Origin of the sequence: Aeromonas sp. s10 (assembly GCF_040907975.1) — a bacterium.
GTDB classification, from domain to species: domain Bacteria; phylum Pseudomonadota; class Gammaproteobacteria; order Enterobacterales; family Aeromonadaceae; genus Aeromonas; species Aeromonas caviae.
The window spans coordinates 105,741-130,582 of record NZ_JBFOCV010000036.1 but is presented as its reverse complement, the minus strand read 5'-3'; the positions used below and the strand labels follow the sequence as shown (position 1 = coordinate 130,582).

At 61.3% G+C, this 24,842-nt stretch carries 21 protein-coding genes; 18 read left to right on the top strand and 3 right to left on the bottom strand.

The genetic code is table 11. The annotated features are described in order from the left end of the window. Positions 1–15 precede the first annotated feature (15 nt). A complete protein-coding gene (map, locus tag AB5Y59_RS12475) occupies positions 16–804 on the bottom strand; it encodes a type I methionyl aminopeptidase (protein WP_010673402.1) in 789 nt (262 codons plus the stop codon). Positions 805–1,162: 358 nt separating this feature from the next. Here map and rpsB point away from each other — a divergent pair, with 358 nt between their 5' ends. The 17 genes from rpsB (at position 1,163) to accA (ending at position 20,486) form a co-directional block, all read left to right on the top strand. Then, positions 1,163–1,891, top strand: coding sequence for a 30S ribosomal protein S2 (gene rpsB / locus AB5Y59_RS12470; protein WP_010673403.1), 729 nt, complete (start codon positions 1,163–1,165; stop codon positions 1,889–1,891). Positions 1,892–1,995: 104 nt separating this feature from the next. Then, positions 1,996–2,877, top strand: coding sequence for a translation elongation factor Ts (gene tsf, locus AB5Y59_RS12465; RefSeq protein ID WP_010673404.1), 882 nt, complete (start codon positions 1,996–1,998; stop codon positions 2,875–2,877). Between the two features lie 71 nt (positions 2,878–2,948). Then, on the top strand, positions 2,949–3,683 hold the full coding sequence (gene pyrH / locus AB5Y59_RS12460) for a UMP kinase (RefSeq protein ID WP_010673405.1): 735 nt from the start codon (positions 2,949–2,951) through the stop codon (positions 3,681–3,683). Positions 3,684–3,778: 95 nt separating this feature from the next. Continuing rightward, positions 3,779–4,336, top strand: coding sequence for a ribosome recycling factor (gene frr / locus AB5Y59_RS12455; protein ID WP_010673406.1), 558 nt, complete (start codon positions 3,779–3,781; stop codon positions 4,334–4,336). Between the two features lie 72 nt (positions 4,337–4,408). Further along, positions 4,409–5,185, top strand: coding sequence for a polyprenyl diphosphate synthase (uppS, locus tag AB5Y59_RS12450; protein WP_039039427.1), 777 nt, complete (start codon positions 4,409–4,411; stop codon positions 5,183–5,185). Between the two features lie 27 nt (positions 5,186–5,212). Continuing rightward, positions 5,213–6,070, top strand: a complete 858-nt coding sequence (locus tag AB5Y59_RS12445; RefSeq protein ID WP_039039428.1) for a phosphatidate cytidylyltransferase — start codon at positions 5,213–5,215, stop codon at positions 6,068–6,070. A gap of 67 nt (positions 6,071–6,137) precedes the next feature. Continuing rightward, the gene (ispC, locus tag AB5Y59_RS12440; protein WP_368212059.1) at positions 6,138–7,334 is read left to right on the top strand and encodes a 1-deoxy-D-xylulose-5-phosphate reductoisomerase; all 1,197 of its coding nucleotides are present in this window, start codon (positions 6,138–6,140) and stop codon (positions 7,332–7,334) included. Between the two features lie 76 nt (positions 7,335–7,410). After that, positions 7,411–8,763, top strand: coding sequence for a sigma E protease regulator RseP (gene rseP / locus AB5Y59_RS12435; RefSeq protein ID WP_069651739.1), 1,353 nt, complete (start codon positions 7,411–7,413; stop codon positions 8,761–8,763). A gap of 34 nt (positions 8,764–8,797) precedes the next feature. After that, on the top strand, positions 8,798–11,221 hold the full coding sequence (bamA, locus tag AB5Y59_RS12430) for an outer membrane protein assembly factor BamA (protein WP_029313941.1): 2,424 nt from the start codon (positions 8,798–8,800) through the stop codon (positions 11,219–11,221). A 148-nt stretch (positions 11,222–11,369) separates the two neighbouring features. Beyond that, positions 11,370–11,882, top strand: coding sequence for an OmpH family outer membrane protein (locus AB5Y59_RS12425; RefSeq protein WP_029313943.1), 513 nt, complete (start codon positions 11,370–11,372; stop codon positions 11,880–11,882). Between the two features lie 3 nt (positions 11,883–11,885). Continuing rightward, the gene (gene lpxD / locus AB5Y59_RS12420) at positions 11,886–12,905 is read left to right on the top strand and encodes a UDP-3-O-(3-hydroxymyristoyl)glucosamine N-acyltransferase (protein ID WP_039039449.1); all 1,020 of its coding nucleotides are present in this window, start codon (positions 11,886–11,888) and stop codon (positions 12,903–12,905) included. Between the two features lie 24 nt (positions 12,906–12,929). Next, entirely contained in the window at positions 12,930–13,391 is a 462-nt protein-coding gene (fabZ, locus tag AB5Y59_RS12415) for a 3-hydroxyacyl-ACP dehydratase FabZ (protein ID WP_010673414.1), read from the top strand. 2 nt (positions 13,392–13,393) lie between these two features. Then, a complete protein-coding gene (gene lpxA, locus AB5Y59_RS12410) occupies positions 13,394–14,185 on the top strand; it encodes an acyl-ACP--UDP-N-acetylglucosamine O-acyltransferase (RefSeq protein WP_010673415.1) in 792 nt (263 codons plus the stop codon). Then, positions 14,178–15,317, top strand: coding sequence for a lipid-A-disaccharide synthase (gene lpxB / locus AB5Y59_RS12405; RefSeq protein ID WP_010673416.1), 1,140 nt, complete (start codon positions 14,178–14,180; stop codon positions 15,315–15,317). The genes lpxA and lpxB overlap by 8 nt, the downstream gene beginning before the upstream one ends. A 78-nt stretch (positions 15,318–15,395) precedes the next feature. After that, positions 15,396–15,986 (top strand): ribonuclease HII, encoded by a 591-nt coding sequence (rnhB, locus tag AB5Y59_RS12400; RefSeq protein ID WP_039039433.1) that lies wholly within the window; start codon positions 15,396–15,398, stop codon positions 15,984–15,986. Positions 15,987–16,039: 53 nt separating this feature from the next. Then, positions 16,040–19,519, top strand: coding sequence for a DNA polymerase III subunit alpha (gene dnaE, locus AB5Y59_RS12395; protein WP_042015569.1), 3,480 nt, complete (start codon positions 16,040–16,042; stop codon positions 19,517–19,519). 16 nt (positions 19,520–19,535) lie between these two features. After that, positions 19,536–20,486, top strand: coding sequence for an acetyl-CoA carboxylase carboxyl transferase subunit alpha (accA, locus tag AB5Y59_RS12390; protein ID WP_010673419.1), 951 nt, complete (start codon positions 19,536–19,538; stop codon positions 20,484–20,486). 80 nt (positions 20,487–20,566) lie between these two features. On the opposite strand, the gene AB5Y59_RS12385 is transcribed toward accA, so the two are convergent. Next, entirely contained in the window at positions 20,567–21,958 is a 1,392-nt protein-coding gene (locus AB5Y59_RS12385; RefSeq protein WP_368212057.1) for an MATE family efflux transporter, read from the bottom strand. Between the two features lie 106 nt (positions 21,959–22,064). After that, complete coding sequence (locus AB5Y59_RS12380; RefSeq protein ID WP_039039436.1) at positions 22,065–22,970, bottom strand: LysR family transcriptional regulator; 906 nt, start codon at positions 22,968–22,970, stop codon at positions 22,065–22,067. A 496-nt stretch (positions 22,971–23,466) separates the two neighbouring features. Between AB5Y59_RS12380 and AB5Y59_RS12375 the strand changes: the two genes are divergently transcribed. Beyond that, positions 23,467–24,759, top strand: a complete 1,293-nt coding sequence (locus AB5Y59_RS12375; RefSeq protein WP_039039437.1) for an HAAAP family serine/threonine permease — start codon at positions 23,467–23,469, stop codon at positions 24,757–24,759. Positions 24,760–24,842 lie beyond the last annotated feature (83 nt).

The following is a 24,842-nucleotide window of genomic DNA, read 5'->3' as shown; positions in this document are numbered from 1 at the left end:
GGCCGGGGTTGAATGTCAAACGTGGCGGATAAAACGCTCGATAGTGTCGTCGGGGCGCAGGGTCAGGACCTCGCAGCCATCCTCGGTCACCAGCAGGGTGTGCTCCCACTGGGCGGAGTCGCCGCCGTCCTTGGTGGTCACGGTCCAGCCATCCTTCGGATTGACCTTGCAGTGGTACTTCTTGCTGTTGACCATGGGCTCGATGGTGAAGCACATGCCCGCTTTCAGCTCCAGCTTGCCGCCGTTGCGGTAGTGGAGGATCTGCGGCTCTTCGTGGAACTCGGCACCGATGCCATGGCCGCAGTAGTCGCGTACCACGGAGAAGCCGGCCTGCTCGACGATGGGCTGGATGACAGCGCCGATCTCGGTGATGCACATGCCCGGGCGCACTCGCTTGATGGCGGCATAGAGGCTATCCTGGGCCACCTTGCAGAGCTGGCGACGCAGGGGGGTGGTCTGGCCCACGATGAACATGGCGGAGGTATCGCCGTGATAACCATCCTTGATGACGGTGATATCCAGATTGATGATGTCTCCTTCCCGCAGTTTCTTGTGGTTCGGGATGCCATGGCAGATGACATCGTTCACCGAAGTACAGATGGACTTGGGGAAGCCGTGGTAATTGAGCGGCGCGGGGATAGCCTGTTGCACGTCGACGATGTAGTCGTGGCAGAGGGTATTCAGTTCGTCTGTGGTGACGCCCGCCTTGACGTGGGGGGCGATCATGACCAGCACGTCGGCGGCCAGCTGGCCGGCGACACGCATTTTTTCAATCTCTTCCGGTGTCTTGATTTTAATGGACATGGGATCTCTCTTGGGGCCTGATTGCGCATCCTGCCGATGCCCAACAACCAGGTAATGAAAAATAGATGCGTTTGCAATCAGGGCGAAATTTTATCCCCAACCCCCGTTTACTTCCAGTGTGATCGTCATCGCAACGTCATCAGGCGGTCGCACCATGGTCCGGGATCCATTTTTAGCAGCCGGGCTGGTGGTGTCATGACCAAAGTTATGGTATAAAGCGCGCCGGAATGGGGAACTCGTGTCCTCATGCCATCACCCTTACTCAACAACACACACACATCGACACATATGCCGGGGTGCCTTAACGGGTCGGTTATATGGGATGTGTGGAGGCCTAACCCCAATACAGAGGTATAAAATGGCTAAAGTTTCTATGCGCGACATGCTGCAAGCCGGCGTTCACTTCGGTCACCAGACTCGTTACTGGAACCCGAAAATGAAGTCCTACATCTTCGGCGCCCGCAGCAAAGTTCACATCATCAACCTGGAAAAAACCGTTCCGATGTTTGACGATGCCATGAACTTCATCAGCTCCGTAGCTGCCAAGAAAGGCAAGGTACTGTTCGTAGGTACCAAGCGTGCCGCGTCTGAAGCCGTCAAAGAAGCCGCTGAGCGTTGCGACCAGTTCTATGTTAACCACCGCTGGCTGGGCGGCATGCTGACCAACTGGAAAACCGTTCGTCAGTCCATCAAGCGCCTGAAAGATCTGGAAACCCAGAGCGAAGACGGTACCTTCGACAAGCTGACCAAGAAAGAGGCGCTGATGCGTACTCGCGAAATGGAAAAGCTGGAGAAGAGCCTGGGTGGTATCAAGAACATGGGCGGCCTGCCTGACGTTCTGTTCGTTGTCGATGCCGACCACGAGCACATCGCTATCAAAGAAGCCAACAACCTGGGTATCCCGGTAGTTTCCATCGTTGATACCAACTCCAACCCGGACGGCGTTGACTATGTCATCCCGGGTAACGACGACGCTATCCGTGCCGTACAGCTGTACCTGAACGCTGCTGCTGACACCGTTCTGGAAGCCCGCGAGCAGGACATCGTTGTTCAAGCCGAACAAGATGGCTTCGTTGAAGCTGAGTAATTGATAAGGACTGAAAAGCCCTTATTAACCAAGCTGATGTAATTGGTTAGCAGGGGCCCTTGTGGCCCCTGTTTCTTGTCAATTCAAGACCGAGGATACTGGACATGGCAAACATTTCTGCCGCCCTGGTAAAAGAACTGCGCGAGCGCACCGCCGCTGGCATGATGGATTGCAAAAAAGCGCTGGAAGAAGCCAACGGTGATATCGAGCTGGCTATCGAGAACATGCGCAAATCCGGTCAGGCCAAGGCCGCCAAGAAAGCTGGCCGTATCGCCGCTGAAGGTGTGATCTTCGCCCGTACCGAAGGCAACGTTGCCGTCATGATCGAGCTGAACTGCGAGACTGACTTCGTTTCCAAGGATGCCGGTTTCCTGGCCATGGGTCAGAAGATCGTCGAGATCGCTGCTACCCAGAAAATCGCTGACGTTGACGCGCTGAAAGCCGCCGACTTCGGCAACGGCGAGTCCGTCGAGCTGACCATCACCAACCTGATCGCCAAGATCGGTGAGAACATGAACCTGCGTCGCGTGATGCTGGTTGAAGGTGACAACCTGGGCACCTACGTTCACGGCTCCCGCATCGGTGTTATCACCAAGCTGGTTGGCGGTACCGACGAGCTGGCCAAAGATCTGGCCATGCACGTTGCTGCCAACAGCCCGCAATTCGTCAAACCGGAAGACGTGTCTGCCGAAGTCGTTGCCAAAGAGCGCGAAATCCAGATCGACATCGCCATCAACTCCGGCAAGCCGAAAGAGATCGCCGAGAAGATGGTTGAAGGCCGCATGAAGAAGTTCACCGGTGAGGTTTCCCTGACTGGTCAACCGTTCGTGAAAGATCCTTCCATGACCGTTGCCGAGCTGCTGAAGAAAGAAGGCGCTGACGTTGTTTCCTTCACCCGTTTCGAAGTGGGCGAAGGCATCGAGAAGCAAGAGACCGACTTCGCTGCTGAAGTAGCAGCCCAGATCGCGGCCGCTCAGAAGGCCTAATCGAACCGGTTTTTCCGTTTCCCCAGACCGCGACTTATGTCGCGGTCTTTATATGACCAGGAATCAGTGACATGAGTACCAATCCCAAGCCTGCATACAGACGTGTTCTTCTGAAGTTGAGTGGTGAAGCCCTGCAAGGATCCGAGGGTTTTGGCATTGATCCGGCGGTGCTGGAACGGATGGCCCAAGAGATCAAAGAGCTGGTTGAGCTGGGTGTTCAGGTCGGTCTGGTCATCGGTGGCGGCAACCTGTTCCGTGGTGCCGGCCTTGCCAAGGCAGGCATGAATCGCGTGGTGGGTGACCACATGGGCATGCTGGCGACCGTCATGAACGGCCTGGCCATGCGTGATGCCCTGCATCGTGCTTATGTGAATGCCCGCCTGATGTCGGCCATCTCCCTGCAAGGGGTCTGCGACTCCTACAGCTGGGCCGAAGCCATCAGCCAGCTGCGTGCCGGCAAGGTGGTGATCTTCTCTGCCGGTACCGGCAACCCCTTCTTTACCACCGACTCGGCAGCCTGCCTGCGCGGTATCGAGATCGAAGCCGACGTCGTGCTGAAAGCCACCAAGGTCGATGGCGTGTTCACCGATGACCCGGTCAAGAACCCGGATGCCGTGCTCTATCAGGAACTGAGTTATGATGAAGTTCTTGAAAAAGAACTCAAAGTGATGGATCTTGCTGCTTTTACCCTGGCCCGCGACCACGATCTGCCGATCCGGGTGTTCAACATGAACAAACCGGGCGCGCTGCGCCGCGTGATCATGGGTGAGCCGGAAGGTACCCTGATCCACCAGGCCAGCAAGTAAGGCAAGTGTGAGCCCCAGGCTCGCTTGTCCATTACGCCAGTCAACAAGATAGATACGAGCCGCCCGTCGGCTCGTTCGCCAAAAGGAAAACCACTGTGATCAACGAGATTAAAAACGACGCCAAGGACCGCATGGGCAAAAGCGTAGAGTCGCTGAAGACCCAGATGTCCAAGATCCGTACCGGCCGTGCTCACCCGAGCCTGCTCGACGGCATCCAGGTGGAGTATTACGGTGCTGCCACTCCTCTGAAGCAGTTGGCCAACGTGGTGGCAGAAGATGCCCGTACTCTCTCCATCTCCATCTTCGATCGCTCCATGATCCAGGCGGTGGAAAAAGCCATCCTGACCTCCGATCTGGGCCTGAACCCGTCCAGCAACGGCCAGACTCTGCGCGTACCGCTGCCGCCGCTGACCGAAGAGCGTCGCCGTGATCTGACCAAGATCGTCCGTGCCGAAGCCGAAGGTGCCCGGGTTGCCATTCGCAACATCCGTCGCGATGCCAACGCCGACCTGAAAGCCCTGCTGAAAGAGAAAGAGATCTCCGAAGACGACGACCGTCGCGCCCAGGAAGAGATCCAGAAGCTGACCGATACCTTCATCAAGCTGGTGGATGACGCCCTGGTTGTGAAGGAAAAGGAGCTAATGGAAATCTAAGCCTCCGACAGGTATATTACGAGCGCCGTGTAGTGCCCCTGCACGGCGCTTTTGTCTTTGTGGGAGAAATGAATGTCGCTTTTGGCAGCGCTAGGCGATAGCGCCAGCTCGTCCTTGCCCCGTCACGTCGCCATCATCATGGATGGCAATGGTCGCTGGGCCCAGAACCGCGGCAAGATGCGGGTTTCCGGGCACAAGGCGGGCGTGAAATCCGTGCGTGAGGCCGTGGCCTTTGCCGCTCGTGCCAAGATGGAGGCGCTGACCCTGTTTGCGTTTTCCAGCGAGAACTGGCGCCGTCCGGAAGGAGAAGTGAACGCCCTGATGGAGTTGTTCATGACGGTGCTGGGTCGCGAGGTGAGCAAGTTGCACAGCAACGGCATTCGCCTTCGGGTGATTGGCGACACTGCCCGCTTCAGCGAGCGGCTGCAGGCCAAGATTGCCAAGGCCGAGGCCCTGACCGCCAACAATCAGGGATTGACCCTCAATATCGCCGCCAACTATGGCGGTCAGTGGGACATCGCCCAGGCGGCCCGGACCCTGGCACGGGCCGTGGCGGCGGGTGAACTGGATGCCGAGGCGGTCGATGAGGCGGCATTGGGTCGTCATGTCTGCATGGCTGATCTGCCCCCCGTGGATCTGTTGATCCGCACCGGCGGGGATCATCGCATCAGCAACTTTGTCCTTTGGCAGCTCGCCTATGCCGAACTCTATTTTACCCCGGTCCTGTGGCCCGATTTTGACGAGGCCGAGTTCAGTGGGGCAGTTGCCTCCTTCGTTGCTCGCGAGCGTCGCTTCGGGTGTACGGGTGAACAGATCCGGGAATTGATCGCCGCGCAACAGACCGGCTAAACCCCGCTCCCAAGAGAGAGGTTTCTTTTGCTAAAACAACGAATTATTACCGCATTACTGTTAGTTCCCCTGGTGTTGGGGGCGCTGTTTTTTCTGCCGTTGAAATTCTTTGCCCTGCTCGCCGCCCTGGTCTTTCTGCTGGCCAGCCGTGAGTGGAGTGCCTTCGTCACTGCCCAGCCGCAACAGTGGTTGCCGCTGGTGTTCTGTCTGCTGCTGGGGGCCAGCCTGTTCTGGGTGCCCGTGGAGCAACTCTGGATCCCCCAACTGCATCCGCTGGTGATGGGCGTGCTCTGGACCGCCGTCAGCTGGTGGCTGCTGGGGCTGCTGCTGGTGCTGCGCTACCCGCAAAGCGCCAGGCTGTGGCGTGAATCTATCTGGCTCAAATCCCTGTTTGGTCTGGTGACCCTGGTTCCCTTCTTCTGGTCCCTTGTGGCCATTCGCGGTTACAACTTCTACCACGACCCCATGATGGGGGCCTGGATCCTGCTGTTCGTGATGGGACTGGTCTGGGCGGCAGATTCTGGCGCGTATTTTTTTGGCAAGGCGTTCGGCAAACACAAGCTGGCGCCGGCCGTGAGCCCGGGGAAAACCATTGAAGGCATGCTGGGTGGGCTGTTTACCGCCAGCCTGCTGGCCATCGGCGTGACCTGGTTCATGGGCTTCGTGCCTGCCAAGATGGGCACCGTGCTGCTCTGTTCTCTGCTGGCGGTGCTGGCCTCCGTGCTCGGCGATCTGGCCGAGAGCATGTTCAAGCGGGAAGCCGGCATCAAGGATTCCGGCACCCTGTTGCCGGGCCATGGGGGCATTCTCGATCGCATCGACAGCCTGACGGCGGCGCTGCCCGTCTTCCTGCTCAGCTACCTGTTGCTCGGTCCGGAGTTTTGATGTTTCGCGCACTGATGATCCCGGGAGCGTCCCGCTCCATCAGTCTGTTACCCAATCAGGAGTCTTGATGCAAAACCTGGTGATCCTGGGAGCGTCAGGCTCCATCGGTCAGAGCACCCTCAAGGTACTGCGCCACAACCCCGGGCGCTGGCAGGTGCTGGCGCTGACCGCTGCCCGCAGCGTGGATGCCATGCTGCGCGACTGTCTCGAATTCTCTCCCCGATTCGCCGTCATGGTGGACGAAGGCGCCGCCAGCGAGCTGGCGGGTCGGCTCAAGGCCCACGGCAGCACCACCCGGGTGTTGACCGGTCAGGCAGCCCTGTGCGACGTGGCTGCTCACCCCGAGGCCCACAGCGTGATGGCGGCCATTGTCGGTGCGGCGGGTCTGGCACCCACCATGGCTGCCGTGCGCGCCGGCAAGCGCATTCTGCTGGCCAACAAGGAGGCGCTGGTGATGTCCGGAGCCTTCTTCATGGAGGCGGTGCGCGAGCACGGCGCCGAGCTGCTGCCCATCGACAGCGAACACAACGCCATCTTCCAGTGCCTGCCGGTCGACGTGCAGCGCCAGCCCGGTTTCTGCGATCTGGCCGGGGCGGGGATCAGCAAGATCCTGCTGACCGGCTCCGGTGGGCCTTTCCGCTATGCCGATGTGGGCGAACTGCACCATGTCACTCCGGCGCAAGCCATTGCCCATCCCAACTGGTCCATGGGGGCCAAGATCTCGGTGGACTCCGCCACCATGATGAACAAGGGGCTGGAGTACATCGAAGCGCGCTGGCTGTTCAATGCGGCCCCCGAGCAGATCCAGGTGGTGATCCACCCCCAGTCTGTCATTCACTCCATGGTGCAGTACAAGGATGGCTCCGTGCTGGCCCAGCTCGGCAACCCGGACATGTGCACCCCCATTGCCCACGCTCTGGCCTATCCGGAACGGATCGAGTCCGGTGTGGAACCTTTGGATTTCTTCAGTGTCGGAGAGTTCAGCTTTATCCGGCCCGACTATGAGCGCTATCCCTGTCTGGCGCTGGCCATTAGCGCGTGCCAGCAGGGGCAGGGGGCGACCACCTCCCTCAATGCCGCCAACGAGGAGGCCGTCGCGGCTTTTCTTGCAGAGCGGATCGGATTTATGGATATTGCCAGAGTCAACGAATCCGTCATGGCCGAGCTGGGCAGCAGTGCTGCCGGCTCTCTGGCGGATCTCATCGCCCTGGACGGTACGGCCCGAGCCCGTGCCCAGCAACTGATAAAGGAGCTTGCCGTATGAACGGACTGTGGTGGCAGCCAGCCCCTCTCCATGCTCTCGAGCGCAGGACTGGACATGACCGCGAGGTACGCGGCTGATGGGCGGGGTTCTGTGGAATATCGGCGCCTTCATCGTGGCCCTCGGGCTGCTGGTGGCGGTGCATGAATTTGGCCACTTCTGGGTGGCTCGTCGTTGCGGCGTCAAGGTGGAGCGCTTCTCCATCGGCTTTGGCAAGGCCATCTGGCGTCGCCTTGGCAAGGATGGTACCGAATACGTGCTGGCCCTGATCCCCCTTGGCGGTTACGTCAAGATGCTGGATGGCCGGGTCGACGAACTCAAGCCTGGGGAGGAGGCGCAGGCCTTCAACCACAAGAGCGTCTGGGCGCGGATGGCCATCGTCGCGGCCGGCCCCATGGCGAACTTCGTGTTCGCCCTGTTCGCCTTCTGGCTGATGTTCATGATAGGGGTGCCGAGCGTCAAACCCGTGGTGGGCGAGGTGCGTCCCGCCTCCATCGTGGCAGAGGCCGGCATCCTGCCTGGCATGGAGATCGTCGGCGTCGGCGGCGAGGAGACCGGTGACTGGGAGAGCGTCACCTACGCCCTCATCAGCCACCTTGGCGATGACTCGGTCCAGCTCAAGCTCAAGGCGGCCAACACCAGCTATGCAGTGGACAAGACCCTGCAGCTGGCCGGCTGGAAATTCGATCCGGACAAAGAGTCACCCATCGGGAGCCTCGGGATCGTGCCCCTCGGTGGCAAGGTGCTGCCCGTGGTGGAGGCCGTGGTGCCATCGAGCGCCAGCGAGAAGGCCGGCCTTCAGATAGGGGATCGCATCAAGGGGGTCGATGGAGAGGCCATCACCGAATGGGCCCAGTTTGTCGAGCGTGTCCAGCAGTCACCGGCGCAGCCGCTGCAGGTGACGGTGGAGCGCGGGGGCAGCGAGATGACCCTGACCCTGACCCCGGACGGGAAGAAAGTGAAGGGCCAGCTGGTCGGTTTTGTGGGCTTGTCGCCGCAACTGGTTCCATTACCGGATGAGTATCGAACTCTGTTACAGTATGGGCCTTTGCAAGCCCTGTGGCATGGGGTCCAGAAGACCTGGAGCCTGATCACCCTGACCTTCGACATGATAGGCAAGCTGATCGGTGGCATCGTCTCTTTGGACAACCTGAGCGGCCCCATCTCCATCGCCAAGGGGGCCGGCAGCAGCGCCGATTACGGGTTGGTCTATTTCCTCGGATTCCTGGCGCTCATCAGCGTCAACCTGGGGATCATCAACCTGTTCCCCCTGCCGGTGCTCGATGGTGGCCATCTGGTCTATTTCCTCATCGAGGCGATCACCGGCAAGCCGGTATCGGAAAAAATTCAGGAAGTTGGGTTCAGGATAGGCGCCGCCATTCTGATGTTACTGATGGGCATTGCGCTGTTTAATGATTTCGCTCGCCTCTGAGGCCAGAGCATCAACAAGGACACATAAGAACAAAATGGCTGTTAAAAAAGCATTGGTGTTGAGTTGCCTGCTGGGGGCCAGCTTCCTGGCTCAGGCTGCCCCGGCCTCTTTTGTGGTGCAAGACATTCAGGTCGAGGGCCTGCAGCGGGTGACCCTGGGTGCCGCCCTGTTGAATCTGCCGGTGCGGGTCGGTGATTCCGTCGACTCCGTGTCCCTGGCGAACGCCATCAAGAAGCTCTATGCCTCCGGCAACTTCGAGGACGTCAAGGTCTATCGCGACGGTCAGGTGCTGCAAGTGGTGGTCAAGGAGCGCCCGACCATCTCCAGCATCGAGTTCTCCGGCAACAAGGACATCAAGGAAGAGCAACTGACCCAGAGCCTGGAATCCTCCGGGATCCGCGTGGGTGATCCGCTGGATCGCACCGTGCTGAGCTCCCTCGAGAAAGGGCTGGAAGATTTCTACTACGGCGTGGGCAAGTACTCCGCCAAGGTCAAGGCCATCGTCACCCCGCTGCCGCGCAACCGGGTCGACCTCAAGTTCACCTTCGTGGAAGGGGAAGCGGCCAAGATCCAGCAGATCAACATCGTCGGCAACAACGTCTTCCCGGAAGAGAAGCTGCTGGCCCAGCTCTCCCTCAAGGACGACGTGCCCTGGTGGAACTTCACCGGCGATCAGCGCTACCAGAAGCAGAAGCTGGCCGGTGACATCGAAGTGCTGCGCTCCTACTACATGGACCGCGGCTACATCCGCTTCACCCAGGAGTCCACCCAGGTCTCCATGACCCCGGACAAGAAGGGAGTCTATGTCACCCTCAACGTCAAGGAAGGGGAGCAGTACAAGGTTTCCGGCATCCAGCTCAAGGGCGACCTCATCGACCGCGGCGGCGAGATGAAGGGCCTCATCCCCATCGAGGCGGGCAGCGTCTACTCCGCCAGCCAGGTGACCCATACCGAAGAGGTGCTCTCCAAGTTCCTCGGCCGTTACGGCTACGCCTATCCAAAAGTGGTCACCTTCCCCCAGATCAACGACCAGACCAAGGAAGTGGAGCTCATCGTCAACGTGGAGCCGGGTCCCCGGGTCTATGTGCGCAACATCAACTTCAGCGGCAACGTCACCACCAAGGACGAAGTGCTGCGTCGCGAGATGCGCCAGATGGAGGGCACCTGGCTCTCCTCCGACAACGTCGAGCAGTCCAAGACCCGTCTCAACCGCCTCGGCTTCTTCGAGACCGCGGAGGTTGACACCAAGCGGGTGCCGGGCAGCGATGACCAGGTCGATCTGGACTTCAAGGTCAAGGAGCAGCCGGCGGGGTCCATCAACGCCGGTATCGGCTACGGCACCGAGTCGGGTCTGAGCCTGCAGGCGGGTCTGCAGCAGGACAACTTCATGGGGACCGGCAAGAAGATCGGCATCAACGCCAGCACCAACGACTACTCCAAGAGCGTCGACCTGAGCTATAACGACCCCTACTTCACCGTGGACGGGGTGAGCCTGGGCGGCCGTCTCTACTACAACAAGTTCAGTGCGGCCGACGCCAACATCGTGGACTACGAGAACACCACCGTCGGTTTCCGTCTCTCCAGCGGCTTCCCGGTCAACGAGAACAACCGTCTCGACTTCAGCCTGGGCTACGAAAACAACAAACTGTCCCAGCCCAACCCCTATGTACAGGTGGACGAGTTCTGGAAGGTCTACAACGGCAATCTGGATGGCGACAACCGCATGGTGTTCAACACCGTGGACGTCACCGCCGGCTGGACCCGCTCCACCCTCAACAAGGGTCAGTTCCCGACCTCCGGTGACCGCCAGCGGGTGAACGCCAAGGTGACGGTGCCCGGCATGGATCTGCAGTACTTCAAGCTCAACGCAGAAGATGCCCACTACTTCCCGTTTGATGCCGATCACAAATGGGTCATGCTGGCCAAGGCCCGTGCCTCCTACGGCGATGGCTACGGCACCAATGGCGATTACGAGCACGTTCTGCCGTTCTTCGAGAACTACTACGCCGGTGGTTTCGATACCCTGCGTGGTTTCAAGAGCAACACAGTCGGTCCGAAGGCGCTCTACTACTACAACTTGAGTGGTAACGACGTCATCCAGGGCACTGACAGCTCGGTCGGGGGCAACGCCCTGGCGGTGGCCTCGCTGGAAATGATCGTGCCGACGCCCTTTGCCTCCGAGACCTATCAGCCCCAGTTGCGGACCAGCTTCTTCATCGACGCCGGTTCCGTGTGGGATACCCACTTCGACTACAGCCAGTATCAGAACCGTTGCTTCAGTGGTTGCAACTATCTGATGGACTACTCCGACCCGAGCAACATCCGGATGTCGACCGGCCTGTCGCTGCAGTGGCTCTCTCCCATGGGCCCGCTGGTGTTCGTGCTGGCAAGACCAATCAAGAAATACGAAGGGGACGACACCGAAGTCTTCTCCTTCAACATCGGCCGTACCTTCTAAGGGGAGCGGACGCCCCCCCCCGCCATGGCGGGGGAAGCATGATGGGTCGCGCGTTTGCGTGCCTCACCAGGTAACAAGACGATCTCGTGGATCGCTTGCACAATCAGGTAAATCAGGTAGCCCTCGACCGAGGGACCAAGGAGTAAGTGTGAATAAAGCGTTGAAAGTAGCTGGTTTGAGCTTTGCACTGATGGCTGCCGGCATGGGTTCTGCCTTCGCTGAGACCAAGATTGCCGTGGTCGACATGGGCGAAGTCTTCCAAAAGCTGCCCCAGCGTGAAGCCGTTGCCAAGAAGCTGAAGGGCGAGTTCGAGCCGCGCATGCGTGAACTGCAGAAGCTGGAGTCCGACGGTCAGGCACTGGTCGAGAAGTTCAAGAAGGACGAAGCCTTCATGAGCGCCGAACAGAAGAAGCAGAGCCAGGAGAAGCTGGCCAAGCTGCAGATGGAGTTCAACCAGAAGCGTCAGGCGTTTGAACAGGACAACGGTCGCCGTCAGTCCGAAGAGCGCAACAAGATCCTGACCAAGGTGCAGGCTGCCATCGACGCCATCGCCAAGAGCAATGGCTACGATCTGGTGCTGGAGCGCAACGCCGCCCCTTATGCAGCCAGCAAGCTGGACATCTCCGGCCAGGTTATTTCTCAGGTTAGCAAGAGCAACTAATTGATGGCATTCACTCTCGCACAGCTGGCCCAGCAACTGGGGGCCGAGGTCCATGGGGATGGGACCCGGGAAATTCGCAAGGTCGCGACACTGGAAAAAGCCGGGGAGGGGGAGATAGCCTTCCTGTCCAACAAGAAGTACCGGCATTTTCTGGAGCAGAGCAAGGCCACTGCCGTGCTCATCACCGAGGCAGACCTGCCGTTTTGCCCCACCAACGCCCTGGTGCTCAAGGACCCCTACGTGGGCTTTGCACGGGTTGCCCAACTGCTGGACACCACCCCGCAGCCGGCCATGGATATCCATCCGAGCGCCGTCATCGCGGCGGACGTGCAACTGGGCGAGAGAGTGGCCATCGGTGCCAATGCGGTGATCGAATCCGGCGTCGTGCTGGGTGACGATGTGCGCATCGGCCCGGGCTGTTTCGTTGGCAAGGATACCCGACTGGGAGCGCGCTCCCGGTTGTGGGCCAACGTCACCCTCTATCACAACGTGACCCTGGGCACGGACTGTCTGGTACAGGCCGGCACCGTGATCGGGGCAGACGGTTTCGGTTATGCCAACGAGCGCGGCGAGTGGATCAAGATCCCCCAGCTTGGTGGCGTGACCATCGGCAACCGGGTCGAGATCGGTGCCTGCACCACCATCGACCGCGGTGCGCTGGAAGATACCCGCATCGCTGACAACGTCATCATCGACAACCAGTGCCAGATCGCCCACAACGTCGAGATCGGCTACGGCACTGCCGTGGCGGGCTCCACCGTGATGGCCGGTAGTCTCAAGGTCGGCAAATACTGTATCATTGGTGGTGCCTCCGTCTTTAACGGGCACATGGAGATCTGCGACCAGGCCACCGTCACCGGCATGGCCATGGTGATGCGTCCCATCACCGAGCCCGGTATCTACTCTTCCGGCATCCCCCTGCAAACCAATAAAGAGTGGCGCAAGACCGCCGCCCGGGTGATGCGTATCGAAGAGATGCACAAGCGGTTGAGCAAGCTTGAGAAAAAGCTGGATCAAGAATAATCACGATTGGTATAGGGTACTGTTTTGACTACTGAAAAGAAGAGCCTGGGCATCCAGGAAATCATGGATCTGCTGCCCCACCGTTATCCGTTCCTGATGGTGGACAAGGTGGAAAACTACGAGATCAGCGATGAGCGCAAGACCCTGCGCGCCATCAAGAACGTCTCGTTCAACGAGCCGATCTTCCAGGGCCACTTCCCGGCCAAGCCGGTCTTCCCCGGCGTGCTGATCCTGGAAGCCATGGCCCAGGCCACCGGTATCCTGGCCTTCACCATGGTGGGCAAGCCGTCCCCCAACGAGCTCTATTACTTTGCCTCCATCGACAATGCCCGCTTCAAGCGCCCGGTGGGTCCCGGCGATCAGCTGGTGCTGGATGTGGAGTTCCTGAAGGAGCGTCGCGGCATCGCCAAGTTCACCGGTGTCGCCACCGTCGACGGTGAAGTGGTCTGTACTGCCGAACTGATGTGCGCCAAGCGCGAGGTATAACCGTGATCGATCAGACTGCCATCATCCACGACACCGCCATCGTCCATGAGTCTGCCGTCATCGGCAAAGGGGTTGAAATCGGCCCCTTCACCGTCATCGGCGCCGAGGTGGAAATCGGTGACAACACCTGGGTGAGCTCCCACGTGGTGATCAAGGGCCCGACCAAGATCGGTCGCGGCAACAAGATCTTCCAGCACACCTCCATCGGTGAGGATTGCCAGGACAAGAAGTACGCCGGCGAGCGCACCTTCCTCGAGATCGGCGACAACAACGTGTTTCGCGAGAACTGCACCGTGCACCGCGGCACCACCCAGGACCAGAGCCTGACCAAGGTGGGTAGCGGCAACCTGTTCATGGTCAACGTTCACGTGGCCCACGACTGCATCATCGGTGACAACTGCATCTTCGCCAACAACGCCACCCTGGCGGGCCATGTGCACATCGGTGACTTCGTGATCTTCGGCGGTCTGTCTGCCATTCACCAGTTCGGCCGCGTCGGCTCCCACGCCTTCGTCGGCGGCTGCGCTGCCCTGAACAAGGACGTGCCGCCCTACGTGATGGCCGCCGGCAACTACGCCAAGCCGTTCGGGGTCAACTCCGAAGGCCTGCGTCGTCGTGGCTTCAGCGCCGAGGCGATCTCTGCCGTCAAGCGCGCCTACAAGGAGATCTTCCGCTCCGGCAAGACCATTGAAGAGGTGTTGCCCGTGCTGAGCGAGATGGCCCAGAGCGAACCGGCCATCCAGCTCTATGTGGATTTCCTCAAGGACAACGAGCGCGGGATCATCCGTGCCTGATCCCATTCGCATCGGCATCGTCGCCGGAGAGACCTCCGGCGACATCCTGGCCGCAGGGCTGGTGCGCGAACTGCAAGCCCGCTACCCGGATGCGCAGTTCGAAGGGATCGCCGGGCCGCGGATGCAGGCTCTCGGCGTGAAGGCGCTGTTCGAGATGGAGGAGCTCTCCGTCATGGGCATCACCGAGGTGCTGGGCCGTCTGCCCCGCATCCTCCAGGTGCGCCGCGAACTGCTGCGCCACTTCATCGCCAATCCCCCCGACATCTTTGTCGGTGTGGATGCACCGGATTTCAATATCGGGGTGGAGCTGAAACTGCGCCGCGCCGGTATCAAGACGGTCCACTATGTCAGTCCCTCCGTCTGGGCCTGGCGTCAGGGCCGCATTCACAAGATCAAGGCGGCCACCGACATGGTGCTCGCCTTCCTGCCGTTCGAGAAAGCCTTCTACGACCGTTTCGATGCCCCCTGTCGCTTCGTCGGCCACACCATGGCGGACGACATTCCCCTGGTGCCGGATCAAGGGGCGGTGCGCGAGGCCCTTGGCATCGATCCCGCCCGTCGCTGGCTGGCGGTACTGCCGGGGAGTCGCACGGCGGAAGTGGGCTTCATGGCGCCGGTCTTCCTCGAGGCGTGCAAGCACCTGACGGTGCACAACCCGGATCTCGGTTTCATCGTGCCTCTGGTCAACCAGAAACGGCGCGAGCAGTTCCTCGCCATCAAGGCCGAGGTGGCCCCGGAGCTCGACATGGTGCTGCTGGACGGCCAGGGCCGCGAGGCCATGATTGCCGCCGATGTGGTGATGCTCGCCTCCGGCACCGCGGCCCTCGAGGCCATGCTGGTGAAAAAGCCCATGGTGGTGGGTTACAAGCTCAAACCCTTCAGCTACTTGCTGGCCCAGTGGCTGGTGAAGACGGACTATGTCTCCCTGCCGAACCTGCTGGCGGACAAGATGCTGGTGCCCGAGCTCATCCAGCACGAGTGCACCCCGGCCAACCTGGTGGAAGAGGTGAGCAAGCTGCTGGACCATGACAACAGCGAGCTCATCACCACCTTCACCCGGTTGCACGAGAAGATCCGCTGCAATGCGGATGTGCAGGCAGCGGAAGCGGTTGCCGCGCTGCTGGAACGCTAGTGGGCTCTGCCTGTGTGTTAGGCGTGATGTTGTGCTGATACTGGCCCTGCGGGGCCGGTTTTGATTCAAGGCTATGAGATGACGATCGATATTCCCGAAGACAAGCTGATTGCCGGGGTGGACGAGGTGGGTCGCGGCCCCCTGGTGGGTGACGTGGTCACCGCCGCGGTGATCCTGGATCCTGCCAATCCCATACTTGGCCTCGCCGACTCCAAGAAGCTCTCCGAGAAGAAGCGGCTCGCCCTGTTTGGCGAGATCAAAGAGAAGGCGCTGGCCTATGCCATCGGCCGCGCCAGCCCGGCGGAAATCGACGAGCTCAACATCCTGCACGCCACCATGCTGGCGATGCAGCGCGCCGTGGCGGGGCTCAAGGTGACGCCCGAGCTGGTCTTCATCGACGGCAACCGCTGCCCCAGATTGCCGATGGAGGCCCGCGCCGTGGTCAAGGGTGACAGCCTGGTGGCCGCCATCAGCGCCGCTTCCATCCTCGCCAAGGTGACCCGGGACGCCGAGATGACCGAGCTGGACAGCCGCCATCCCGAGTACGGTTTCGCCCGCCACAAGGGCTACCCGACGGCGGAGCACCTCGCCATTCTGGCCGAACGGGGTCCGCTGCCCGAATACCGTCAAAGCTTCAAGCCGGTGCGCCGCGCCCTGGGGATCGAATAACCGATGCCGATCTGTCTGAACGATTTCTGCTTGCGCAATGAGAGGGCGTGACCATGGCTGATCCCCGTTTCATCCACCTGAGGGTGCACTCCGACTTCTCCATGGTCGACGGCCTGCAGAAGATCGGTCCCATCGTCTCCGCTGCCGCCGCCAACAACATGCCGGCCCTGGCCCTGACGGACCAGATGAACATGTGTGGCCTGGTGCGCTTCTACGGCTCTGCCCACGGCAAGGGGATCAAGCCCCTGGTCGGGGCGGATTTCTGGGTGCAGAGCGACGAGCTTGGAGACGAGCAGTTTCGCCTCACCCTGCTCGCCATGGACAACGACGGCTACCAGAACATCACCCTGCTCATCTCCCGCGGCTATCAGCGCGGTCATGTGCAGGGGCGCCCCGTCATCGACAAGGCCTGGCTTGGCGAACATGCCAAGGGGGTGATCGTCCTCTCCGGCGGGCGCGAGGGGGATGTGGGCAAGTTCCTGCTCAAGGGCAACCGCCAGATGGTGGAGCATTGCCTCGCCTTCTACCAGACCCACTTCCCGGATGCCTACTACCTGGAGCTGCTGCGTACCGGCCGCCCGGACGAGGAGGTCTACCTGCACATGGCGGTGGCCATTGCCACCGAGTTCGAACTGCCGGTGGTGGCCACCAACGAGGTGGTGTTCCTCACCGCCGATGACTTCGATGCCCATGAGATCCGGGTCGCCATCCACGACGGCTACACCCTGATGGACAAGCGCCGACCGCGCCGCTACAGCCCCCAGCAGTACCTGCGCAGTCAGGAGGAGATGGCGGAGCTGTTTGCCGACATCCCGGAAGCCCTGGAAAACACGGTGGAGATCGCCAAGCGCTGCAACGTGACGGTGCGCCTTGGCGAGTATTTCCTGCCCAACTTCCCCACCGGCGACATGACCACCGAAGACTTCCTGGTCATGAAGTCGAAGGAAGGGCTGGAGGAGCGGCTGGCCTTCCTGTTCCCGGATCCGGCGGTGCGGGCCGAGCGCCGTCCCGAGTATGACGAGCGTCTCGACATCGAGCTCAAAGTGATCAACCAGATGGGCTTCCCGGGTTACTTCCTCATCGTGATGGAGTTTATCCAGTGGTCCAAGGACAACGGTATCCCCGTCGGTCCGGGCCGGGGCTCGGGGGCGGGGTCGCTGGTGGCCTATGCCCTCAAGATCACCGATCTGGATCCGCTGGAATTTGACCTGCTGTTCGAACGTTTCCTGAACCCCGAGCGGGTCTCCATGCCCGACTTCGACGTCGACTTCTGTATGGACCGGCGCGACGAGGTGATCGATCACGTCTCCGAGATGTACGGTCGGGAGGCGGTGTCCCAGATCATCACTTTCGGCAGCATGGCGGCCAAGGCGGTGGTGCGGGACGTCGGCCGGGTGCTGGGCCACGCCTACGGCTTTGTCGATCGCATCTCCAAGCTGATCCCGCCCGACCCCGGCATGACCCTCGCCAAGGCGTTCGAGGCCGAACCCAAGTTGCCGGAGCTCTACGAGCAGGACGAGGAGGTCAAGGACCTCATCGACATGGCGCGCCGCCTCGAAGGGGTGGTGCGCAACGCCGGCAAGCACGCCGGTGGCGTGGTGATCGCGCCCACCAAGATCACCGACTTCGCGCCGCTCTATTGCGACGACGAGGGGCATCACCCGGTCACCCAGTTCGACAAGAACGACGTGGAGTACGCAGGCCTGGTGAAGTTCGACTTCCTGGGGCTGCGCACCCTCACCATCATCGATTGGGCCCTTGGCATGATAAACCCCCGTCTTGCCAAAGAGGGCAAGCCGCCGGTGGACATCGCCGCCATCCCCATCGACGACAAGAAGTCGTTCGCCCTCTTGCAGCGTTTCGAGACCACGGCGGTGTTCCAGCTCGAATCCCGCGGCATGAAGGACCTCATCAAGCGGCTGCAGCCCGACTGCTTCGAAGACATGATCGCGCTGGTGGCCCTGTTCCGCCCGGGCCCGCTCCAGTCGGGCATGGTGGACAACTTCATCGAGCGCAAACACGGCAAGGAGGCCATCTCCTACCCGGACGAGAAGTGGCAGCACGAGAGCCTCAAACCCATACTCGAGCCCACCTACGGCATCATCCTCTACCAGGAGCAGGTGATGCAGATCGCCCAGACCCTGGCGGGGTATACCCTGGGTGGCGCGGACATGCTGCGTCGGGCCATGGGCAAGAAAAAACCCGAAGAGATGGCCAAGCAGCGGGCGGGCTTCGAGGAGGGGGCGGTCAAGAACGGCGTCGACGGCGAACTGGCGATGAAGATCTTCGATCTGGTGGAGAAGTTTGCGGGCTACGGCTTCAACAAGTCCCACTCCGCTGCCTATGCGCTGGTCTCTTACCAGACCCTCTGGCTCAAGACCCACTTCCCGGCGGAGTTCATGGCGGCGGTGATGACCGCGGACATGGACAACACCGACAAGATAGTGACCCTGGTGGACGAGTGTCAGCGCATGGGGCTGACCGTGATCCCGCCGGACGTCAACACCGGTCGCTACCGCTTCAGCGTCAACGAGGACGGCCATATCGTCTACGGTATCGGCGCGGTGAAGGGAGTAGGGGAAGGGCCCATCGAGGCGATCCTGGACGCGCGGGATCGGGACGGTCCGTTCCGCGACCTGTTCGATTTCTGCAACCGGGTCGACATCAAGAAGCTCAACAAGCGGGTGATGGAGAAGCTCATCCTCTCCGGCGCCATGGACAGGCTCGGCCCCCACCGCGCCGCCCTGATGGCGACCCTGGAGGAGGCGATGCGCGCCGCCGAGCAGCACGCCAAGGCCCAGGCGGTGGGGCAGGTCGACATGTTCGGTGTGCTCACCGAAGAGATCGACGACGTCAAGAAGGCGTTCGCCAACGTGCCGCACTGGCCTGACAAGGTGTGGCTGGAAGGGGAACGCGAGACCCTCGGGCTCTACCTCACCGGTCACCCCATCAACCAGTACAGCAGCGAGCTGCGGCGCTACACCTCGGGCCGACTGTGCGATCTGCATCCCACCTCCCGGGATACGGTGACCACGGCGGCGGGGTTGGTGATCGCGGCGCGCAGCATGGTGACCAAGCGCGGCAACAAGATGGGGATCTTCACCCTGGACGACAGATCCGGCCGTCTGGATGTGACCCTTTTCAGTGAAGCGCTGGAAAAATACGAAGAATTGATGCAAAAAGACCGTATTTTAGTGGTTTCTGGACAGGTCAGCTTTGATGACTTCTCCGGTGGCCTTAAAATGTCGGCCCGCGAGTTGCTGGATATCAACGATGCGAGGGAGCGTTTTGCCAGGGCAATCCGCATCTCCCTCGATGAACAACGCATTGACGAGCGCTTTTTCCCGCGTTTGTGCGAGATTTTGGAGCCCGCCCGTGCCGGAGTCTGTCCGGTTCAGGTAAACTATCGTCGCCCCGGTTCCCGGGTGCGATTGACGCTCGGTACCGAGTGGCGGGTGACGCCCACCGATCAACTGATAGATGACTTGCGAGTCCTGCTTGGACGAGAGCGGGTTGAATTGGTTTTTGATTAGAGGATCTATTGTCCCTATGAGTCTTTTTCTGGATTTTGAACAGCCGATCGCCGAGTTGCAGGCACAGATCGATGAACTGCGCCATGTGAGCGAGCACAACAGTGCCGTGGATCTCAGCGAAGACATTCGCCGGCTGGAGAAGAAAAACGAAGAGCTGACCAAGAAGATCTTCGGCGATCTGGGTGCCTGGCAGGTATCCCAGATGGCACGTCATCCCCAGCGCCCCTACACCCTCGACTACATCGAGCAGATCTTCACCGATTTCGACGAGCTGGCCGGGGATCGCGCCTATGCCGATGACAAGGCCATCGTCGGCGGCATCGCCCGTCTCGACGGCGAGCCCGTGATGATCATCGGTCACCAGAAGGGTCGCGAGACCAAGGAGAAGATCAAGCGCAACTTCGGCATGCCGCGCCCGGAAGGGTACCGCAAGGCCCTGCGCCTGATGGAGATGGCCGAGCGCTTCAAGATGCCGATCATCACCTTCATCGACACCCCGGGTGCCTACCCCGGCGTCGGTGCCGAGGAGCGTGGCCAGTCCGAAGCCATCGCCCGCAACCTGAAAGTCATGGCCGGCCTGACCGTGCCGGTGGTCTGCACCGTGATCGGTGAAGGCGGCTCCGGCGGCGCTCTCGCCATCGGCGTGGGCGATCGGGTCAACATGCTGCAGTACTCCACCTACTCCGTCATCTCCCCGGAAGGGTGCGCCTCCATCCTGTGGAAGAGCGCCGAGAAGGCCTCGGTGGCGGCGGATGCCATGGGCATTACCGCCCAGCGCCTGAAGGAGCTGAAGCTCATCGACAACATCGTCGAGGAGCCCCTCGGTGGTGCCCACCGCGATGTGGAGAAGATGGCCAAGCACCTGAAAGCGCGCATCAAACAGGATCTGGATGCCCTGCGCCCCCTCGACAGCGAGCAACTGCTGGAGCAGCGCTACCAGCGTCTGCTGGGTTACGGCTACTGCTGATCTGCCGCTTCCAATAAAAAGTCCCCACATGCGGGGACTTTTTTATGGGCGACGTTTGTGGGGGGACGCCGGGGCGGGCCTCAGGGGGCGGTCAGCGCCCGTTGCATACGGACGGAAGCACGCCCTCCGGCAGGGCTCAGGGCCCGCCACTCCCGCCACAGCAGCCAGCACAGGGGGGGCGTCAGCAGCAGCACGGTGGCGGGCTGTGCCATCAAGACCCCGTCGCGCCCCCACCAGAGGGGCAGCAGGAAGATGAGGGGCAGCAGCAGCACCGTCTTGGCCACGGAGATGGCGAGGGCCTGGCGGGTGCGGGCCATGGCCTGCAACAGCACGATGCCGAACATGACGATCCCCTCCAGGGGCAGGGCAGCGAGGTTGAGGGTCAGGCTGCTGATGGCGGCGGCGAGCAGCTCTGCGTCCTGATCCCCGGTGTAGAGCATGGCGACCGGCTGCGGCAGCAGCTGGACAATCAGCCAGACCCCCAGGCCATAGACCAGGGTGATCTTGAGCCCCATCGCCATCAGGAACTGGAGGTCGCGATGGCGCCCGGCCCCGGCTGCCTGGCTCACCAGGGGCTGGATGCCAAACGCCAGTCCCTGCAGGATGACGATGAAGACCGCCTCCGTGTACCCCGCCACGGTGAAGCCCGCCAGATCCTTGACCGTGCCGTGCACCATCAGCTGGCTGTTGTGCAGCAGCAGCAGCAGCCCCAGATTGAACTGGGCGATGAGGCTCGGCAGCCCGGTGAAGAGCAGGCCGGGCATGGCCGGGAAGCGGGGCACCAGCTGGCGCCAGGTCAGCCGCAACCGGGCGTGGCGGGTGAAGAAGTACCCCAGGCCGAGCAGGCTGACCATGGCCTCCGAGAGGAGGGTGGCCTGGGCCGTGCCGGTGAGGCCGAGCCCGAGCCGGCCCACCATGATGTAGTTGAGCAGGATGTTGAGGAGGGCGCCGCCGCTCACCAGTACCATGGCGAGGCGAGGGCGGCCGTCGTTGCGAAGCAGGTAGGGCACCGCCAGGTTGCTGGCGAGCAGCAGGGTGCCACCGCCAATCCAGGTGAGGTAGTCGCTGGCCTGCTGCCAGGTGTCGGTGCCGGGGGCCATTCCCAGGGCCTGCAGGATATCGGTGTGCCAGTGGTGCAGCAGCAGCGGCGCTACCGTGCCCAGGATCAGCAGCAGCCAGAGGGCGCTGACCAGAGCCTGGCGGGCCAGAGCGAGGTTCCTGGCGCCCTGCTGGAAGGAGATGGCGGTGGCGGCCCCCATGGCGATCATGGCGGCGAGGCCGATGAGCACCATGATGACCGGATAGACCAGGTTGATGCCGGCAAGGCCGGCGGCCCCCACGTAGTGGCCGACGAAGATGCCGTCCACCAGGTAGTAGGCGCCGGAGACCAGCATGGCCATGACGGAGGGGAGGGCATAGCCCCAGAAACGGCGGGCCATGGCCCGTTGACGCAGGCGGAAGTAGGCGGACATATCTGTACTCGGGAAAAGGGCCGGAATCGAGCAGACAGTCTAGTTTCTTATGGATTAATTGATAATCAGGCTTTCATTTGATGGATTGCTGAATGAGGCTCATCAATCAACGGATCCTGTGATACTCCTTCAGCATGTCGATCAGGGCTCGCAGCCCTTGCCCCAGCTGGTGCCGGCCCGGATAGAAGAGGTTGAACCCGGCAAAGCTGGGGCTCCAGTCATCCAGCACGCTCACCAGCCGCCCCGATGCCAGGGCGTCGAACACCTCCCCTTCATGGCAGTAGGCGAGCCCGAGCCCCGCCTCGGCCGCCCCCAGGTAGAGCGCAGGCGTGCTGGTGGTGAGCGGGCCCGTCACTTCGATCTCCAGCAGTTCCCCCTCGGCGGCAAAGGCCCAGCGATAGTGGTGATGGGGCGTGAGCCGATAACCGATGCAGTCGTGCTGGCGCAGATCCGAGGGGTGGCGAGGGGTGCCACGCCGTGCCAGATAGTCGGGGGAGCCCACCACCAGATAGCGCTGCTGCGGGCCCAGGGGAACCGAGATCATCTCCTGGGGCAGCAGGTCGCCGTAGAAGAGGGCGGCGTCGTAGCCATCCTCGATGAGGCGGGGCATCAGCTCCAGCTCCTCCACCTCCACCTGCATGCGCGGGTAGCGCACCAGATAGTCGATGAGCACCGGGGCCAGCACTTCCTGGATGGCGGCTCGGGGGGCACAGAGCCTGAGCCTGCCCACGGGTTCGCCCGCGTGGCGCGTCAGCTCCGCCAGCGCCGCCTCCAGTTGCCCCAGGGTCGGCAGTACCTGGGCCAGCAGCCGTTCGCCCGCTTCGGTCGGCACCACGGCCCGGGTGCTGCGATTGAGCAGCCTGACGGCCAGGCGACTCTCCAGCCCTTTGAGGGCATGACTCAGGGCCGAGGCGGAGACCCCGAGCTCGAGGGCGGCCTTGCTGAAACTGCGGTGACGGGCGACGGCGGCAAACACGGCCAGCTCGGCGAGATCGGTGCGGGAGAGGGTCATGGTCGGTACGCAGAAAAGGGGCGGACACAAAGGGTACGCCATGGGGCGACGGGAGACAATCGGGGGGCAACGAGGGGGTTGTGACAAAATTGTTGCGCGTTTCAAGGGTGAGGTGGATCACATCAAAAAGTTTATATGTTAAAAAAAAATCGCAATATGGCGATTCAAGTGTGATCTGAAGCGACGGAAAGGCGATTCCAATCAAACTTTGGTTGATTAATTCAAAAAAACGCTGTGATTAATAGGGCCTTTTAACTAGAGTCATCTCATCGGATGAGGTGAGCGTTATCCCGTTGTTAACGAGCGAGCACGATCCCCTCTGTATTACGACTCCCCGCCCGTGTTTGTTGCAATCAGGTTGCCACAGGGAGTGGCGGCCGGATGGCCGGGGCGGAGGAACAAACAGGACGAATAGCTGGAGTTCCATGGAAAGGAACCGGGCCCAGGCCCACTGACAAGTTAAGATCCCACTTTCCTTGATGACAGGAACACCCCTATGTCTGACATGAACATTGCAGTTGAAGGCAGCTTGAGCAAAGCCTCCTCCCGTGGCATCAACAAGGCCGACGTGGTCTGGATGCTGGGTCTGTACGGTACCGCCATCGGCGCCGGTGTCCTCTTCCTGCCGATCAATGCCGGTGTCGGTGGCCTGTGGCCGCTGGTCGCCATGCTGATCCTGGCCCTGCCGCTGACCTTCTTCGCCCACCGTGGCCTGACCCGCTTCGTGCTGTCCGGCTCCACCCGTGACGGCGACATCACCGAGGTGGTGGAAGAGCACTTCGGCAAGACCGCAGGCAAGTTCATCACCCTGCTCTACTTCTTCGCCATCTACCCCATCCTGCTGATGTACTCCGTGGCCATCACCAACACCGTCGAGAGCCTGATGGTGCACCAGCTGGGCATGACGGCACCTCCCCGTGCCATCCTCTCCCTGGTGCTGATCCTGGGCCTGATGGCGATCGTTCGCCTGGGCGGCCAGGTCATCGTCAAGGCGATGAGCGTGCTGGTCTTCCCCTTCGTGGTCACCCTGATGGGCCTGGCGGTCTACCTGATCCCGCACTGGAACGGTGCCATCATCACCGAAGCCCCGGCGCTGGGTGAGGCCTTCAATGGTGACTTCATCAAGACCCTGTGGCTGGCCATCCCGGTGATGGTGTTCTCCTTCAACCACTCCCCGATCATCTCCTCCTTCGCGGTGGACAACAAAGGCCGCTACGGCGCCAACGCCGAGAAGAAGTGCAGCAACATCCTGCTGGGCGCCCACGTCATGATGGTGATGACGGTAATGTTCTTCGTGTTCAGCTGCGTGCTGAGCCTCTCCCCGGCTGACCTGGCGGCGGCCAAGGAGCAGAACATCTCCATCCTCTCCTACCTGGCCAACCACTTCGACAACCCGGTGATCGCCACCGTGGCACCGCTCATCGCCATGGTTGCCATCAGCAAGTCCTTCCTGGGTCACTACCTGGGTGCGCAAGAGGGCATGAACGGCCTGATGGCCAAGTCCCTGCGCGAGAAGGGCAAGAACGTCGACGTCAAGCAGCTCAACAAGGTGACCGCGGTCTTCATGATCCTGACCACCTGGGCCGTGGCCACCATCAACCCGAGCATCCTCGGCATGATTGAAGATCTGGGCGGCCCCATCATCGCCATGCTGCTCTTCCTGATGCCGATGTACGCCATCGCCAAGGTGCCGGCCATGCGCAAATATGCCGGCAACCTCAGCAACGGCTTCGTCACCCTCATCGGCCTCATCGCCATGTCCGGCATCATCTACAAGCTGATTGCCTGATGACAGCGTTCATCCCTGTGAGAAAGCCGCCCCCCGGGGCGGTTTTTTTATGGGCACAAATGCTTAACAAAGCGGTGGTGGCG